The 15,406-nt window shown below is 69.1% G+C and carries 14 protein-coding genes; 6 read left to right on the plus strand and 8 right to left on the minus strand.

Features of this window, described 5'->3' with window-relative positions; genetic code table 11:
* Positions 1 to 4: 4 nt before the first annotated feature.
* From ACE37J_RS13205 to ACE37J_RS13215, 3 genes are read right to left on the minus strand one after another with little or no spacing between them, the layout of a single operon-like run.
* Entirely contained in the window at positions 5 to 1,165 is a 1,161-nt protein-coding gene (locus ACE37J_RS13205; RefSeq protein WP_409711723.1) for an acyl-CoA dehydrogenase family protein, read from the minus strand.
* Complete coding sequence (locus ACE37J_RS13210; protein ID WP_409711724.1) at positions 1,162 to 2,565, minus strand: carnitine 3-dehydrogenase; 1,404 nt, start codon at positions 2,563 to 2,565, stop codon at positions 1,162 to 1,164. Before ACE37J_RS13210 ends, ACE37J_RS13205 begins: the two co-directional genes overlap by 4 nt.
* Entirely contained in the window at positions 2,565 to 3,482 is a 918-nt protein-coding gene (locus tag ACE37J_RS13215) for a 3-keto-5-aminohexanoate cleavage protein (protein ID WP_409711725.1), read from the minus strand. Before ACE37J_RS13215 ends, ACE37J_RS13210 begins: the two co-directional genes overlap by 1 nt.
* A 151-nt stretch (positions 3,483 to 3,633) precedes the next feature.
* Here ACE37J_RS13215 and ACE37J_RS13220 point away from each other — a divergent pair, with 151 nt between their 5' ends.
* The 4 genes from ACE37J_RS13220 to ACE37J_RS13235 are packed head-to-tail and all read left to right on the plus strand — an operon-like array spanning position 3,634 to position 8,872.
* A complete protein-coding gene (locus tag ACE37J_RS13220; protein ID WP_409711726.1) occupies positions 3,634 to 4,602 on the plus strand; it encodes an ABC transporter permease in 969 nt (322 codons plus the stop codon).
* Complete coding sequence (locus ACE37J_RS13225) at positions 4,599 to 5,561, plus strand: ABC transporter permease (RefSeq protein WP_409711727.1); 963 nt, start codon at positions 4,599 to 4,601, stop codon at positions 5,559 to 5,561. The genes ACE37J_RS13220 and ACE37J_RS13225 overlap by 4 nt, the downstream gene beginning before the upstream one ends.
* Entirely contained in the window at positions 5,551 to 7,200 is a 1,650-nt protein-coding gene (locus ACE37J_RS13230; protein ID WP_409711728.1) for an ABC transporter ATP-binding protein, read from the plus strand. The genes ACE37J_RS13225 and ACE37J_RS13230 overlap by 11 nt, the downstream gene beginning before the upstream one ends.
* A 58-nt stretch (positions 7,201 to 7,258) precedes the next feature.
* The gene (locus ACE37J_RS13235) at positions 7,259 to 8,872 is read left to right on the plus strand and encodes an ABC transporter substrate-binding protein (protein WP_409711729.1); all 1,614 of its coding nucleotides are present in this window, start codon (positions 7,259 to 7,261) and stop codon (positions 8,870 to 8,872) included.
* 35 nt (positions 8,873 to 8,907) lie between these two features.
* Here the strand turns inward: ACE37J_RS13235 and ACE37J_RS13240 are convergent, their stop codons facing one another.
* Entirely contained in the window at positions 8,908 to 9,774 is an 867-nt protein-coding gene (locus tag ACE37J_RS13240; protein WP_409711730.1) for a LysR substrate-binding domain-containing protein, read from the minus strand.
* A gap of 102 nt (positions 9,775 to 9,876) precedes the next feature.
* Between ACE37J_RS13240 and ACE37J_RS13245 the strand changes: the two genes are divergently transcribed.
* Positions 9,877 to 10,866 carry a fatty acid desaturase gene (locus ACE37J_RS13245; protein ID WP_409711731.1) on the plus strand — a complete coding sequence of 330 codons (990 nt, stop codon included), beginning with the start codon at positions 9,877 to 9,879 and terminating at the stop codon, positions 10,864 to 10,866.
* Positions 10,859 to 11,710, plus strand: a complete 852-nt coding sequence (locus ACE37J_RS13250) for a sugar phosphate isomerase/epimerase family protein (protein ID WP_409711732.1) — start codon at positions 10,859 to 10,861, stop codon at positions 11,708 to 11,710. Before ACE37J_RS13245 ends, ACE37J_RS13250 begins: the two co-directional genes overlap by 8 nt.
* On the opposite strand, the gene ACE37J_RS13255 is transcribed toward ACE37J_RS13250, so the two are convergent.
* The 4 genes from ACE37J_RS13255 to ACE37J_RS13270 all read right to left on the minus strand — a co-directional run bounded on the left by ACE37J_RS13255 (position 11,707) and on the right by ACE37J_RS13270 (position 15,346).
* Positions 11,707 to 11,862 (minus strand): hypothetical protein, encoded by a 156-nt coding sequence (locus ACE37J_RS13255; RefSeq protein ID WP_409711733.1) that lies wholly within the window; start codon positions 11,860 to 11,862, stop codon positions 11,707 to 11,709. The two genes, ACE37J_RS13250 and ACE37J_RS13255, sit on opposite strands and share 4 nt — an antisense overlap.
* Before the next feature lie 104 nt (positions 11,863 to 11,966).
* Positions 11,967 to 12,530: a bacteriochlorophyll 4-vinyl reductase gene (gene bchJ, locus ACE37J_RS13260; protein ID WP_409711734.1), complete on the minus strand. Its 564-nt coding sequence runs from the start codon at positions 12,528 to 12,530 to the stop codon at positions 11,967 to 11,969.
* Positions 12,531 to 12,534: 4 nt separating this feature from the next.
* Positions 12,535 to 14,139 (minus strand): magnesium-protoporphyrin IX monomethyl ester anaerobic oxidative cyclase, encoded by a 1,605-nt coding sequence (gene bchE, locus ACE37J_RS13265; protein ID WP_409711735.1) that lies wholly within the window; start codon positions 14,137 to 14,139, stop codon positions 12,535 to 12,537.
* A 64-nt stretch (positions 14,140 to 14,203) separates the two neighbouring features.
* Positions 14,204 to 15,346, minus strand: coding sequence for an alpha-D-ribose 1-methylphosphonate 5-triphosphate diphosphatase (locus tag ACE37J_RS13270; protein ID WP_409711736.1), 1,143 nt, complete (start codon positions 15,344 to 15,346; stop codon positions 14,204 to 14,206).
* Between the last annotated feature and the right edge of the window lie 60 nt (positions 15,347 to 15,406).

Here is a 15,406-nt window from a genome sequence, read left to right on the forward strand (position 1 = left end):
GAGCTCAGGCGCCGAGCGGGCGGAGAAGCTCCCGCCCGATGATATGCCGCTGGATCTCGCTCGTCCCGTCCCAGATGCGCTCCACCCGCGCGTCGCGCCAGAAGCGTTCGATGGGGAGGTCGTCCATCAGGCCCATGCCGCCGAAGATCTGCAAGGTCGCGTCCGTCACCCGCGCCAGCATCTCGGAGGCGTAGAGCTTGGCGGAGGCGATCTCCCGGTTCGCCGGCAGGCCCTTGTCGAGCCGCCAGGCGGCGGAGAGGGTCAGCCAGTCCGCCGCGTCGATCTCCGTCGCCATGTCCGCGAGCTGGAAAGCGACGCCCTGGAACTTGCCGATCTCCTGCCCGAACTGCTTGCGCTCCGCCGCATGGGCGAGCCCCATGTCGAAGCAGCGCCGCGCCCGGCCGACCGCCATCGTGGCGACGGTGATGCGCGTGGCGTAGAGCCATTCGTTCATCACCGCGAAGCCGCTGTCGACCTCCCCCAGAACCTGTGAGTCCGGCAGGCGGCAATCGTCGAATTCCAGCACCATGTTGGCGTAGCCGCGATGGCTCACCGAGCGATAGCCGGGCCGGATGGTGAAGCCGGGCGTCCCCCGGTCCACGAGGAAGGCGGTGATCCGCTTCTTCGGGCCCTTCTCGGTCTGGTCCTCCCCCGTCGCCATGAAGACGATGACGAAATCGGCATGGTCGGCGCCGGAGATGAAATGCTTGGTGCCGTTCGCCACCCAGTCGCCGCCGTCGCGCCGCGCGGTGGTCTTCATCGAGCGGATGTCGGAGCCCGCGCCCGGCTCCGTCATGGCGAGCGCGTCCATCCGCTCGCCCCGCACGGCGGGGAGGAGATAGCGCTCGATCTGCTCGCCCCGGCAGGCCATCAGGATGTTCTGCGGCCGCCCGAAGAAATGGTTGAGCGCCATCGAGCCCCGCCCCAGCTCCCGCTCCACCAGCGCGAATTCGAGATGGGAAAGGCCGGCCCCTCCCACGCTCTCGGGGAAGTTGCAGGCGTAGAAGCCGAGTTCCTTGGTCTTCGCCTTGATCCGCTCCGCGAGCGCCGGGGGCACCGCGCCCGTCCGCTCCACCTCCGCCTCGTGCGGATAGATCTCCTCCTCCACGAAGCGGCGGACGGTGGAGACGATCATCTCCTGCTCGTCGGTCAATCCGAAGTTCATCGCCCCGCTCCATGGCTCGCCGACAGCGCCTCGACCCGCGCCAGCACCTCCGGCGCAGGCGGGCAGGAACGGCGCGTCTCAAGGCTCACATGGATCAGCATCTGGTCGCATGTGGAGAGGAGCGCATCGTCCGCCTCACGCCGCATCTCGTGGAAGAGCCGGAGCTTCTTCCCCGCGCCCTCAAGCACCCGGCTCGTGACCCGGATCGCCTCGCCCGCCTTCGTCTCGGCGAGGAACTTCACCTGCGTCTCCACCGTGAAATAGCTGAGGCCGGAGGCGATATAGGCGGCGTCCGCGCCGACATGGGCCATCACCGCGTCCCCGGCGTCGGAATAGACCTGGCCATAGCGGCTCTCGTTCATGTGGCCGTTATAATCCGTCCAGTCGACGGGAACGATCCGCCGCGCCGTCTCCATCGGCGGCCCGTCCGCGGCCGCGGGGCGGAGCGTCGCCTCATGCGCTGAGAGGAGCGCGCCCGCCGCCGCCCCGCGTCCCTTCAGCGCGCGGAGGATGGCGACGAGGTTCTCGTCGCGGAGCCGCTCCAGCTCCCGGATCGACATGTGGCCCGATTGCGCGTCGGACTGGTCGGCGATCATACCCGCCAGCTCGTCCGTCAGCTCCGGCACGTCCATCAGCTTCGTCCAGGGCCATTTCAGCGCAGGGCCGAACTGCGCGAGGAAATGGCGCATCCCCGCCTCGCCGCCCGCGATCCGATAGGTCTCGAACAGCCCCATCTGCGCCCAGCGGAGGCCGAAGCCGTAGCGGATGACGTCGTCGATCTCCTGCGTCGTCGCGATTCCGTCCTTCACGAGCCAGAGCGCCTCGCGCCAGACGGCCTCAAGGAAGCGGTCGGCCACATGGGCGTCGATCTCCTTCCGGATGCGGAGCGGGCGCATCCCGATTCCGGTGAGAACCGCCTCCGCCCGGTCGCGCGTCGCCTCGTCCCCGCCCACCAGCTCGACGACGGGAAGGAGGTAGACCGGGTTGAACGGATGCGCGACGAGGATGCGCCCCGGCCGCGCTGCGCCCTCCTGGAGTTCCGAAGGCTTGAAGCCGGAGGTGGAGGAGCCGATGGGCGTCTCCGCCCCCGCCGCCGCCTCGATCTCCCTGAGGAGCTTCAGCTTCAGGTCCAGGCGCTCCGGCGCGCTCTCCTGGATCCAGTCCGCGCCCGAAACCGCCTCCGCAACCGTCGCGACATGCGTGATCGCCCCTGGCGCCGGCAGCGCGAAGTCATAGAGCATCGGCAGCGCGTGGCGGGCGTTGGCCAGCACCGCCGCCATCTTCCGCTCCGCCTCCGGGTCCGGATCGTAGAGCCGCACGTCCCAGCCCATCAGCGAGAACCGCGCCGCCCAGGCGCCGCCGATCACCCCGCCGCCGACGATCCCCGCGACGCCGCGCATCACATCGCCTCCGGCGCGCGCTTCACGAGCCCGAACTTCGCCCGCGCCTCTTCCGCCGTCAGCACCCGCGCGCCCATGGTCTCGATGATCGTCGCCGCCTTTTCGACGAGCTGCGCATTGGTGGCGAGCCGCCCCTTCTCCAGCCAGAGATTGTCCTCGAGCCCGACGCGCACGTTCCCCCCCGCCAGCACCGCCGCGGCGACATAGGGCATCTGGTTGCGCCCGAGCGAGAAGGCGGACCAGGCCCACTCCGCCGGCACGTTGTTCACCATCGCCATGAAGGTGTTGAGGTCGTCCGGCGCCCCCCAGGGCACGCCCATGCAGAGCTGGACGAGCGCGGGCGCCTCCAGCACGCCTTCCTCCACGAGCTGCTTGGCGAACCAGAGATGCCCGGTGTCGAAGGCCTCGATCTCCGGCTTCACGCCGAGCGCGGTCATCATCCGGCCCATCGCGCGGAGCATGCCCGGCGTGTTGACCATGACGTAATCCGCCTCGGCGAAGTTCATCGTGCCGCAATCGAGCGTCGCGATCTCGGGCCGGCACTGCTTCACATGCTCGACGCGGGCGGCGGCGCCGGCCATGTCCGTCGCGCCCTCGACCGGGGGCATGGGCCGCTCCGGCGGGCCGAGCACGAGGTCCCCGCCCATGCCGGCGGTGAGGTTCAGCACCACATCCACCTCCGCCTCGCGGATGCGCTGCGTCACTTCGCGGTAATATTCGAGCTTCCGCGAAGGCTTCCCCGTCTCCGGGTCGCGCACATGGCAATGGACGATGGCCGCCCCCGCCTTCGCCGCGTCGATCGCGCTCGCCGCGATCTCGGCGGGGGAGCGGGGCACATGCGGGCTCCGGTCCTGCGTCCCGCCCGAGCCGGTGACGGCGCAGGTGATGACGACCTCTCTGTTCATGGTCAGCGGCATGGGCTCTCCCCTCGATTCGGGCGGAGCCTAGCCTTGGGCGAAACCGCCGTCACGCGGGATCGCGCGGTTTTCCCTTGCCATGTCAGGAGCGGGGGTTAACGCTGACATATCCGGCGCGCCGTTGCGGGCGCGTTGTCTCAGGCGGGGGCCTATGAAGCTGATTCTCGGCGTGATCTTTCAGCGCCTTGCGCTGAGCGTGGTGACGATCTTCCTCGTCTCCATCGTGATCTTCTCCTCCGTCACGCTCCTGCCCGGCGATTTCGCCAAGTCGATCCTCGGCCAGTCGGCGACGCCGGAGACGGTCGCCGCCTTCCAGCGCGAGCTCGGGCTCGACCGTCCGCCGGTCGAACGCTATCTCGAATGGATCGGCCGCGTCGCGCAGGGCGATCTCGGGGACAGTTTCGCCAGCGGCGCCGGCTACAGCCGCTCCGTGGCCGAGGTGATCGGCCCGCGCCTCGGCAACACGCTCTTCCTCGCCGCCATCACGGCCGTCATCGCCGTCCCGCTCGCGCTCGCGCTCGGCGTCGCCGCCGCGCTCTACCGCAACAGCTGGTTCGACCGGACGGTGAACGCGACCTCGCTCTCCACCATCTCCTTCCCGGAATTCTTCGTCGCCTACATCCTGATGCTGATCTTCGCGGTCAATCTCCGGCTCTTGCCGAGCCTCGCCAATGTCGGGCCGGAGACGCCGCTGGACGAACGGCTGGTGAAGACGCTGCTGCCCGCGATGACGCTCGCGCTCGTCATCATCGCGCACATGCTGCGGATGACGCGGGCCTCGATCATCTCGCTCCTCGCCAGCCCCTATGTGGAGATGGCGCGGCTCAAGGGCGTCTCCCGCCGCCGCGTGATCCTGAAGCATGTGCTGCCGAACGCCTGGGCGCCCATCGTCAACATCATCGCCTTCAACCTCGCCTATCTCATCGTCGGCGTCGTGGTGGTGGAGGCGGTGTTCGTCTATCCCGGCGTCGGGCAGCTGATGGTCGACTCGGTGCAGACGCGGGACATTCCGGTGGTGCAGGGCTGCGCGCTCATCTTCGCGGCGACCTACATCTTCCTCAACCTCGCGGCGGACGTGATCGCCATCGCGACGAACCCGCGAATCCTGCACCCGCGATGACCGACGCGCCCGCATCCGCCGCCGCGGCTGTCGCCGCCGTCCCGCCGAAGCGGACGGCCTGGCGCCGTCTCGGCAAGGCGCCCTTCACCGCGTGGTTCGGTTTTGCTGTGATTGTCTTCTACGCCGTCCTCGCGATCTTCGCCCCCGCCATCGCCCCGCATGGCGAGAGCCAGACCTTCGACATTCCCTATGAGGTCTGGGCCTTCGAGCCGCGGCTCGTCTGGGCCGATCTCGGCCCGCTTTCGCTCCCGTACTGGCTGAACTTCGAGGCGACGGGCTCGATGCACTGGCTGGGGACGGACCAGATCGGGCGGGACATGCTCTCCCGCCTCATCTACGGCGCGCGGAACACCGTGGGCATCGCCCTCGTCACCACGCTTCTCGCCTTCTTCATCGGCGGGACGCTGGGCATCCTCGCCGCCGTCGTCGGCAAGGGCTGGTTCGAGATCGTGCTGAACCGGGCGGTGGACGTGCTGATGGCGATTCCCTCCCTCATCTTCGCGCTGATGCTGCTCTCCACCTTCGGCTCCTCGCTCCTCAACCTCGTCCTCATCATCGCCGTGCTGGACGCGACGCGCGTCTTCCGCCTCGCCCGCGCGGTCGCGATGAACGTCGCCGTGATGGAATATGTCGAGGCGGCGCGGCTTCGCGGGGAGGGGCTGGCCTGGATCATGCGGAAGGAGATCCTGCCGAACGTCATGCCCCCGCTCGTCGCCGAATTCGGCCTCCGCTTCTGCTTCGTCTTCCTCACCATCGCCGCGCTCAGCTTCCTCGGCGTCGGCATCCAGCCGCCGATGGCGGACTGGGGCTCCATGGTGCGGGAGAATGCGACGCTCATCACCTTCGGCGACATCACGCCGCTCCTGCCCGCGGCCGCCATCGCGCTCCTCACCATCGGGGTGAACTTCGTGGTGGACTGGTTCCTGAACGAGACGAGCGGGCTCCGCGATGGCCAGTAATCCGCCCCCGAAACGCGGCGACGCCACGCTGCTGGACATCCGCGACCTCCGGATCGAGGGGGAAAGCGAGGATGTCTGGTCCCCCATCGTCAAGGGCGTCTCGCTGAATGTGAAACGGGGCAGGGTGCTCGGCCTCATCGGGGAATCCGGGGCGGGCAAGTCCACCATCGGCATCGCCGGCATGGGCTATGTGCGCGGCGGCTGCCGCTTCACCGGCGGGGAGATCTGGTTCGACGGGGTGAACCTCCGCACCCTCAACGAACGCCAGCTCGACCGGATGCGCGGCAACCGCGTCTCCTATGTCGCGCAATCCGCCGCCGCCGCCTTCAACCCCGCATGGCGGCTGATGGACCAGATCGTGGAGGTCGCGCTCATCCACGGCGTCATGAGCCGGGCGGAAGCGGAGAAGCGGGCGGTCGAGCTCTTCCGCAAGCTGAAGCTGCCGGAGCCGGAGACGATCGGCCGCCGCTATCCGCACCAGGTCTCGGGCGGCCAGCTCCAGCGGGCGATGACGGCGATGGCCCTCGCCCCCCGGCCCGATCTCGTCGTCTTCGACGAGCCGACCACCGCGCTCGACGTGACGACGCAGCTCGACGTCCTCGCCGCGATCAAGGAGGCGATCGAGGATGAGGGCGCCGCGGCGATCTACATCACGCACGACCTCGCCGTCGTGAGCCAGATCGCGCACGAGATCATGGTGCTCCGCCATGGCGAGACGGTGGAATGGGGAACCACCGAGGAAATCATCTCCCGCCCGAAGAAGCCCTACACGCAGGCGCTCGTCTCCCTCCGCGCCTTCCGGAAGGAGGAGGCGCCGCCCGCCGCGCCCGCGCCGCTCCTTTCGGTGGAGGGCGTGACGGCGGCCTATGGCGGCGCGGTGACGGTGCTGCATGACGTGACGCTCGCGCTGGAGACCGGCAAGACCCTCGCCATCGTCGGCGAGTCGGGCTCCGGCAAGTCCACCATGGCGCGCGTCGTCACCGGCCTCCTGCCGCCTGCTTCCGGCGCCGTCCGCTTCGCCGGCGCCGCCCTGCCGCCGAAGCTCAAGGACCGGACGAAGGATCAGCTCCGCGATCTCCAGCTCATCTACCAGATGCCGGACGTGGCGATGAACCCGCGCCAGACGGTCGAGGAGATCATCGGCCGCCCGCTCACCTTCTATTTCGGAACGAAGGGCGCCGAGCGCGAGCGGCGCGTCCACCAGCTTCTCGACCAGATCGAGCTCCCCCGCGCGCTGGCGAACCGCCTGCCGACTGAGCTTTCTGGCGGGCAGAAGCAGCGCGTCTGCATCGCCCGCGCCCTCGCCGCGAAGCCGAAGCTCATCATCTGCGACGAGCCGACCTCCGCGCTCGACCCGCTGGTGGCCGAGGGAATCCTCCGCCTCCTCGTCGGGCTCCAGCGGGAGGAGGGGCTCTCCTACCTCTTCATCACGCATGACATCGCGACCGTCCGCGCCATCGCGGACGAGGTCGCCGTGATGTTCAAGGGCCGCGTCGTGCGCGCCGGGCCGCTGGAGACGGCCCTCGCGCCGCCCTTTGACGACTATACCGATCTTCTGCTCAAATCCGTGCCTGAGACGACCCCCGGCTGGCTGGAAGGCGCCCTCGCCTCCCGCCGCATGGAAGGCGCGGGGCAATGACCGACGGGCCGAGAACGGCCCGCGCAGACGACGCAAGACCAACAAGGAGAGACGAGACATGATCGACCTGAAATCCATAGGCCTCGGCTGGATGCGGAAGGAGGCGGCCTCGGGCCGCATGTCCCGCCGCGAATTCATCCAGATCGCGGGCGCCGCCGGCGTCACCGTCGCCGCGGCGGACTTCATGTTCGCCAAGGCGGCGAAGGCTGCGCCGAACAAGGGCGGGCACTTCATCCAGGCGCTCACCGGCGGCGGCACGAAGGACGTGCTGGACCCGGCGCAGACGCTCGACAGCTACATGATCAACGTGAGCTTCGGCCAGCTCCGCAACAACCTGACCGAGATCGCGCCGGACGGCTCGCTGATCGGCGAGCTTGCGACGGAATGGGAGGGCCTCGACGGCGGCAAGCGCTGGGTCTTCAAGATCCGCTCCGGCGTCACCTTCCACAACGGCAAGTCGCTGACGCCGGAAGACGTCGTCGCCTCCTTCAACCATCATCGCGGCCCGGATTCGAAATCCGCCGCCTCCGGCCTCGTGAAGCAGATCGTGGAGGTGAAGGCCGACGGCGACAACGTCGTCTTCGACCTGGAGGCCGGCAACGCCGACTGGCCCTTCATCGTCTCCGACTATCACCTCGTCATCTGCCCCGCGAATGCTGACGGGACGATGGACTGGCAGTCGGGAACCGGCACCGGCTCCTACAAGCTCGAAAGCTTCGAGCCGGGCGTGAACACCCGCGTCATCCGGAACGAGAACTACTGGAAGGAAGGCCGCGCGCATTTCGACAGCGCGGAGAACCTCTTCATCCCCGACGCCGGCGCCCGCGCCAACGCCCTCATCACCGGGAGCCTCCACGCCTATTCCAACCTCGACCTGAAGACGGTCGGGCTGATGGGCCGGGACCCGAACATCCAGATCTTCCCGATCACCGGCAACAAGCACGCCGTCCTGCCGATGCATGTCGACACGGCGCCCTTCGACAATCTCGACGTCCGGCTCGCCCTCAAATACGCCATCAACCGGGAGGAGCTCGTCAGCAAGATCCTCCGCGGCCAGGGCGAGGTCGGCAACGACAGCCCGATCGGCCCGGCAAACGCCTACCGCGCGACGCCGGAAGAGCTGCCGCAGCGGCCCTATGACCCGGACAAGGCGAAGTTCCACCTGAAGAAGGCGGGCCTCGACAGCCTGAAGGTCCAGCTCAGCCTCGCCGACACCGCCTTCGAGGGCGCGATCGACGCGGGCTCGCTCTACGCCGAGGCGGCGAAGCCCGCCGGGATCGAGATCGAGGTCGTCCGTGAGGCGGAAGACAGCTACTGGGACAATGTCTGGCTCAAGAAGCCCTGGTGCGGCGGCTACTGGGGCGGCCGGCCGACCGAGGACTGGATGTTCAGCCAGGTCTATCAGGCCGGCGCGGACTGGAACGAGACGAAATGGGCCAATCCGCGGTTCAACGAGCTTCTCATCCAGGCCCGCTCCGAACTCGACGAGAAGAAGCGCCGCGACATGTATGTCGAGATGCAGATCATCTGCTCCGAGGACGGCGGCGCGCTGATCCCGATCTTCATGGCCTACACGCACGCGGCCTCGACGAAGATCGCCCTGCCCGAGCAGCTCGCCAACAACTGGGAGCTCGACGGCCACAAGAACGTCGAGCGCTGGTCGATGGCGTAAGAAACCGGGCCGGGGCGCGCGCCGCCCCGGCCCCCCTATCTCGGCAGCGCGGCGGCGATCCAGCCCGCAAGGGCCGCCGCCGCCTCCCCCTCTCCGACGCGGATGAAATAGCTCCACCGGCAGGGGATGGAGAGCGCGAAGGGCCGCACCAGCCGCCCCGAGGCGAGCGCCGAGGCCGCGGTCAGCGAATCGCCGAGCGCGACGCCCTGTCCCGCCTCCGCCGCCGCCTGCACCATCGGCATGTCGGAGAAGACGACCCCGCCCCGCGGGTCCGCCCCTTCCGCCCCCGAAGCCTGGAGCCAGCGCTCCCAGTCCACCGGCGTGACGAGGTGGAGCAGCGTGAGCCGCGCGAGGTCCGAGGCGCGGCGGAGCCCCGGCTCCGCGTTCAGGAGCGAGGGCGCGCAGATGGGGAAGAGCGAGACGCGCTTGAGGAGCCGCGCCTCCGGCGGCATCTCCGCCGCCTCGCCGAAGCCGATCTCCACATCCGCCCCCGCATCGCTCATCCGCCCGAGCCGGCGCGAGGCGGAGACCTGCAGCGCGATCTCCGGATGGAGCGCGCGGAACCCGCAGAGCCGCTCCGCGAGCCAGAGCGCGCCGAAGCCGGGCGGGCAGGCGAGCCGCAGCTCGCCCGAAAGCGGCGCCTCCTCCGCCGCGGCCCGCCGGAGGATCGCCAGCGCCCGCCGCGCCTCCGCCGCATAGAGCCGCCCCCGCGCCGTCATCCGCACGCCGCGCCCGTCCGGCTCCGTCAGCGGAAAGCCGAGATCGGCCTCCAGCCGCCGGATCGCGTGGGAGACAGCGGAGCGCGTCAGCGAAAGCGCCTCCGCCGCTGCGGCGAGAGAGCCGAGCCGGTCGACGGCTTCGAGCGCCTCTGCGGCGCGGAGCGGGGGGAGGCGGGCGGGCATAGGTGAATTCCTGTCATCTCCGGGCGCAAAACCTTCGCTTGTTGCGCCGCTCCTGTCACGCCATTCTCGCCGCTCACCGACCATGACGAACAGGAGGCCCCGATGGAGGCGGAATTCTCGCGCCGCAAGCTGATCGAGCCCGCGCGGCTCCGCGCGCTCTACCAGCGCTCGAATCTCCGCGGCGCGCTCCAGGCCGGCTCGCATTTCGGCGCGATCCTCCTCACCGGCGCCCTGCTCTGGCAGACATGGGGCACATGGTGGGCCGTTCCCGCCTTCATCGCCCACGGCGTTCTGCTGAACTTCCTCTACGCCGGCCAGCACGAGCTGAGCCACGGCACGGTGTTCGAGACGAAATGGATGAACGAATGGCTCGGGCGGCTCATCGGCTTCCTGATGATCTACCCCCGCGATTTCGACCAGATCCAGCATTCCGCCCATCACCAGCACACCCAGAACTGGGAGCGGGACGGGGAACTGGTCCGCGAGCCCTACACGCTCGGCTCCTATCTCTGGTGGGTGCTCGGCCCCGGCTACTGGATCAGCCGCGTCCGCCGCGTGCTGCGCTTCTCCGCCGGGATCGTGACGGAACCCTACATCCCGCGGGAGAAGACGGCGCTCGTGGTGCGGGAGGGGCGGCTGCACCTCGCCGGCTATATCCTCGTCGCGCTCGTCTCGCTCGCGACGGGCTCCTGGGCCGCCGTGATCCTCTGGCTCGCCCCGATGCTCGCGATGAAGCCCGTCCACCAGCTCCAGAACACGATCGAGCATCTCGGCCTCAGCCATGAGCCGAACATCCTCGAGAACACGCGCTCGACCGATACGAACGCCCTGATGCGCTGGATGTGCTGGAACATGCAGTATCACACCGCGCACCACACCTTCCCCTCCGTCCCCTTCTGGTCGCTGAAGGACCTGAACGACGAGATCGAGGGCACCATCGGCCATGAGGTGCACCGCATGGGCTATCTCGAATTCCAGGCCGAGCTGATCCGGAAGCTCTCCGGCGGAAAGACGGAGGCGGATTACCCGATGAACGAGGTCTGGATCACCCGCCGCCCGGACGGCCGGCTCGACCGCGTGGCCTATGACTGACCGACCGCCGCTCAAGGTCTTCCAGTCGCTCTGGGCCATGCAGCCCCACGGGCGGGACGGGGTGAAGCTCCCGCTCGAAGCCGCCTGCGAGATGGTGGCCGAGGCCGGCTATGACGGCCTCGCCATCGACCTCGGCGCCGCCGATGTCGCGACGGCCCACGCCGTCCGCCCCCATCTCGAACGCCTGGGCCTCACGCCGCTCATCGTCGCCTTCCCGGGAACCGTGGCCTCTCTGCGCGAGACCATCGCCATGGCGAAGGATTTCGGCTCCCCCTTCGTCGATGTGATCGGCCGCGTCTTCCCGCTCTCGGTCGAGGGCGGAATCCCCATCATCCGCCGCTGGATCGAGATGGGCGAGGAAGCCGAGATGCCCCTCCATTTCGAGGCGCATCGGGACTGCATCACCACAGATCTCTTCTACACCGCGCAATTGCTCGACGCCGTGCCCGAGATGCGCATGGGCGCCGACCTTTCCCACTACGTCGTCGGGCGGGAGATGCGCCTGCCGCTATCGCCGGAGAACGCGGAGCTGATCCGCCGCGTGCTCGAACGCTCCGACAGCTTCCAGGGCCGCGTCGCCTCCCGCCAGCAGATCCAGCTTCAGATCGGCTTCCCGCAGCACCGGAAATGGGTCGATCTCTTCGAAGGCTTCTGGCGCAAGGGCTTCGAGAGCTGGGCGGCGCGCAACCCCGTCGGCGCGCCGGTCTTCCTCTGCGAGCTCGGCCCCCCCGAATACGCCATGACGGACGGGGAGGGGAGGGAGCTGTCCGACCGCTGGGAGGAGGGGCTCATCCTCCGCCGCACGGCCATGCGCCTCTGGGATGAGGTCGCGGGCCGCGCCTAATCGCGCCGCCCGCCCGCTTCCGCCAGCGCCTCCGTCAGCCGCCGCCACCGCGGATCGGCGCGGGAGACGGCGAAGCCCGCGCCGAGGGCGCCATCCCGCTCCAGCGCGTTCAGCGCCGGGCGCCCGATCAGTTCAGCCATGAAGTTCGCCATCGTTCCGCTCCGTCTCCGCGGCGGCCCCTGCGGCGCGCCGATGAGGGGAAGATGATGCGGGGCGCACGCGAAGGGGAGTGCAAGGCTACACGCTCCGCGCGCACTCACCCGAGCGAGATAGCGAACCGCTCCGGCGCCGCGGAGATGCGGGAGACGGTCGCCCTGCGCGAGGCGAGCCGCGCGAAGAGCCGCGAAAGCACCGCCTCGTGCCAGACGCCGCCGGGGCTTCTCAGCGGGTTGCCCTCGATCACCAGCGAAAGCCCCTCCGCCCGGCACCGCCCCGAGCCCGCAAAGGTCCAGGCGTGCCGCAGGATCGCGGAGAGCAGCATCCGCGCCGCAATCCGCGCGGGCAGCAGCCGCAGGAGCCCCCGCGCCGGGCCGGGAATCCGGTTCGCGAGGATGTAATCCCCCGTCAGCCGCCCCGAGTCCGCCAGAACCATACGCGCCTCCGCCTCGCCGAGCGCCTCGGCCACGGCGGCGAAGAGCCGGGCGGGCTCATCCTCCGGAACCATCTCGCCCGGCGGCTCCCGCCAGCGATGGAGAAGCCCGGCGCGGGCGAAGACCGCCTCCGCCGCCGCGGGCCCCTGCAGCGCGACGAGCGCCGCGGCGGTCTGCGTCAGCGCGTTGGGGCCGATCCGCGCCGGCGCCTCGGCGAAGTCCCGGGCCACGGCCTCATTCCGCCGGCATCTGGAACTCGCCGCCGCCGCAGGCCTTCAAGGCGCCCGCGCCCTCCCGCTTCGCCTTCGCGCGCGCCGCGCGGTCCGCGCTCGCCTCCCAGTCCTCCATCTGCGCGGGGGCGATGGTGCGCGTCCGGTCGAAGTTGAAGTTGACTGTCTTTTTCGATTGCGGGCCCCAGTATCCGGCCTTGCCGAGATCGTAGAACTTCCGCTCGAACCCCGCCTTCAGGAACGCCTTGAGGCAGCCGAGCAGATAGCGCCGGCGGAACCCCGTGCCCCGCCACGGATAATGGAACAGAGCCTTCCGCGAATAGAACCGGCGGTAATTCTTCATCACGCCGTTCAGCAATTCACCCCGGTCCATCGCCTCCGGCTTCATGATTGGCGTGACGAAGTTGTATTTCTCGAAGTCGAAGATCTCCACCTTGTCCCGCATCTCCTGGAAGAGCGGGGTGAAGGGCCACGGCGTGTACATCGCCCAGTTGGCGAGGTCGGGCTGCCAGTCCCACGCCATGCGGAAGGTCTCCTCCAGCGTCTCCGCCGTCTCGTTGTCGAGCCCGACGATGAACTGCGCCTCCACGAAGATGTCCGCCTCGCGCAGGAGCCGGATCGCCTCCTTGTTCTCCTCGACCTTCGTCTCCTTGTTGAACTGGTCGAGCTTCAGCTGCGCCGCCGCCTCCGTGCCGAGCGAGACATGGACGAGCCCGGCGCGGCGATAGAGCGGCAGCAGTTCCCTGTCCCGCATGATGTCGGTGACGCGGGTGTTGATCCCCCATTTCACCTTGTCGGGCAGGCCGCGGGCGATCAGCTCCTCGCAGAACTGGATGAACTTCTTGCGGTTGATCGTCGGCTCCTCGTCCGCGAGGATGAAGAAGCCGACATTCTGCTCCTCCACCAGCCGCTGGATCTCGTCCGCCACCTTCTTCGGGTCGCGCACGCGATAATCGCGCCAGAACTTCCATTGCGAGCAGAAGGAGCAGGTGAACGGGCAGCCCCGCGCCATGTTCGGGATCGCGACGCGCACGCCGAGCGGGATGTAGATGTATTTCGACCATTCGAGCAGCGACCAGTCCGGGTCGATCGCGTCGAGGTCCTTCACGGTGGAGGCGGCCTGGGTGGAGACGATCTCGTCGCCGTCGCGGAAGGCGAGCCCCTTGATCTTCCGCCGGTTCTCCGTCCAGCGCCCTTCGGCGAAGGTCCGCACCAGCTCCTGGAAGATCTCCTCGCCCTCGCCCCGCACGATCACGTCGATCCACGGCGCCTCAGAGAGCACCTGCTTGAACATGAAGGTCGCATGGATGCCGCCCAGCACCCGCAGCGCGTCCGGCGCCACCTCCTGCGCGATCTCCAGCACCCGCTCCGCCTTGTAGATGGCGGGGGTGATCGCCGTCGTCCCCACGATGTCGGGCTTCAGCCGCGCCAGCTCCGCCCGCAGCGCCTCGTCCGGCAGGTCGTTGGTCATCGCGTCGATGAAGTGGATGTCATGGAACCCCGCCGCCCGGAGATGCCCGGCGAGATAGGCGACCCAGGCGGGCGGCCAGTTCCCGGCGATCTCGGCGCCGCCGGAATGATAGTTCGGATGGACGAGTACGATGCGCATGTCGGGCCTCCCTGTCAGGAAAGGTTTACACCTTTCCGGGAGGCCCGATTTGACGTGGATCAAGTCAGATGCGCTGGCCCCGGCTCCACACCGCCCGCACCGCCGGCAGGTCCCCCGCCATCGCGAAGCGCACGAGGTCGGCCCTGAGCCCCGGGGCGATCCGCCCCCGGTCCTCCAGCCCCGCCGCCTTCGCCGGCGCCGCCGTCACCGTCGCGATCCCGCGGGCAAGGTCGCCCGTCTCCCGCCCCATCCGCACCGCGCCCATGAGGAGGGAGGAGGGCGCGTAGTCGGAGGAGAGGATGTCGAGCAACCCCGCCTCCGCCAGCTCCGCCGCCGCGACATTGCCGGAATGGGAGCCGCCGCGGAGATAGTTCGGCGCCCCCATGATGACGGCGATGCCCCGCGCATGGCTCTCCTCCGCCGCCTCCCGCGTGGTGGGGAACTCGCCGAGCCTGCAGCCATGCGCCTCCGAGGCGGCGACATCCTCCCGCGTCGTGTCGTCATGGCTGGCGAGCCGCGCGCCGAGCCGCCGCGCCTCCGCCACCGCGCCCGCCTCGTGCCGCTCCCGCACCCGGTCCGAAAGCGCCTTCAGCCGCGCGAAATAGGCGTCGAGATATTCGCCCGAAAGCCCGTATTTCCCGGTCAGATACTCCGCCATCTTGGACGTGTCGCGGAACTGCCGCTGCCCCGGCGTGTGGTCCATCAGCGAGACGATCCCGATCCGGTCCTCCGGCCCGAACTCCGCCAGCTCCTCCAGCAGCGTCTCGGAGCAGATTTCCGCCCGGAGGTGCAGGAAATGGCTGATGCGGAACGCCCCCGCGGCCCGCAGCGCGAGGATCTCGCTCGCCAGCGGGCGCGCGTACTTGTCATACCGCGCCTTCTCCTCCGAAACGATGGAGCCGACCCGCAGCGCGTCGAAGACGGTGGTGACGCCGACGGAAGCGAGCTCGGAATCATGCGCCAGCGCCGCGGCGGCGACCGGCCATTTCACCCCGGGCCGCGGCTGCATGTGCCGCTCCAGATTGTCGGTATGGAGCTCGATCAGGCCGGGGCATAGCCAGTCCCCGCCCATGTCCTCCGCGCCCGCGGGCGCGCCGCCGCCCTGGTCCACGGCGGCGATGACCCCGTCCTCGATCGTCACGGCGCCGAGGATCACCTCGTCCTCCAGCACGATCCGGGCGTTGGCGAGCGTCGTTTTCATGGTCATCGGTCCTTTTCGGCGCGACAGCGCGCCCTTCTGTCGTAAAAGCGTGACGGTTTTCCGCCA

This window comes from Pikeienuella sp. (genome assembly GCF_046290545.1).
Lineage (GTDB): Bacteria > Pseudomonadota > Alphaproteobacteria > Rhodobacterales > Rhodobacteraceae > Pikeienuella.

Coding starts and splice junctions, on each gene's coding strand:
- ACE37J_RS13205 (WP_409711723.1), bottom strand. CDS start 1,165: ATGAACTTCGGATTGACCGACGAGCAGGAGATGATCGTCTCCACCGTC.
- ACE37J_RS13210 (WP_409711724.1), bottom strand. CDS start 2,565: ATGCGCGGCGTCGCGGGGATCGTCGGCGGCGGGGTGATCGGCGGCGCC.
- ACE37J_RS13215 (WP_409711725.1), bottom strand. CDS start 3,482: ATGCCGCTGACCATGAACAGAGAGGTCGTCATCACCTGCGCCGTCACC.
- ACE37J_RS13220 (WP_409711726.1), top strand. CDS start 3,634: ATGAAGCTGATTCTCGGCGTGATCTTTCAGCGCCTTGCGCTGAGCGTG.
- ACE37J_RS13225 (WP_409711727.1), top strand. CDS start 4,599: ATGACCGACGCGCCCGCATCCGCCGCCGCGGCTGTCGCCGCCGTCCCG.
- ACE37J_RS13230 (WP_409711728.1), top strand. CDS start 5,551: ATGGCCAGTAATCCGCCCCCGAAACGCGGCGACGCCACGCTGCTGGAC.
- ACE37J_RS13235 (WP_409711729.1), top strand. CDS start 7,259: ATGATCGACCTGAAATCCATAGGCCTCGGCTGGATGCGGAAGGAGGCG.
- ACE37J_RS13240 (WP_409711730.1), bottom strand. CDS start 9,774: ATGCCCGCCCGCCTCCCCCCGCTCCGCGCCGCAGAGGCGCTCGAAGCC.
- ACE37J_RS13245 (WP_409711731.1), top strand. CDS start 9,877: ATGGAGGCGGAATTCTCGCGCCGCAAGCTGATCGAGCCCGCGCGGCTC.
- ACE37J_RS13250 (WP_409711732.1), top strand. CDS start 10,859: ATGACTGACCGACCGCCGCTCAAGGTCTTCCAGTCGCTCTGGGCCATG.
- ACE37J_RS13255 (WP_409711733.1), bottom strand. CDS start 11,862: ATGGCGAACTTCATGGCTGAACTGATCGGGCGCCCGGCGCTGAACGCG.
- bchE (WP_409711735.1), bottom strand. CDS start 14,139: ATGCGCATCGTACTCGTCCATCCGAACTATCATTCCGGCGGCGCCGAG.
- ACE37J_RS13270 (WP_409711736.1), bottom strand. CDS start 15,346: ATGACCATGAAAACGACGCTCGCCAACGCCCGGATCGTGCTGGAGGAC.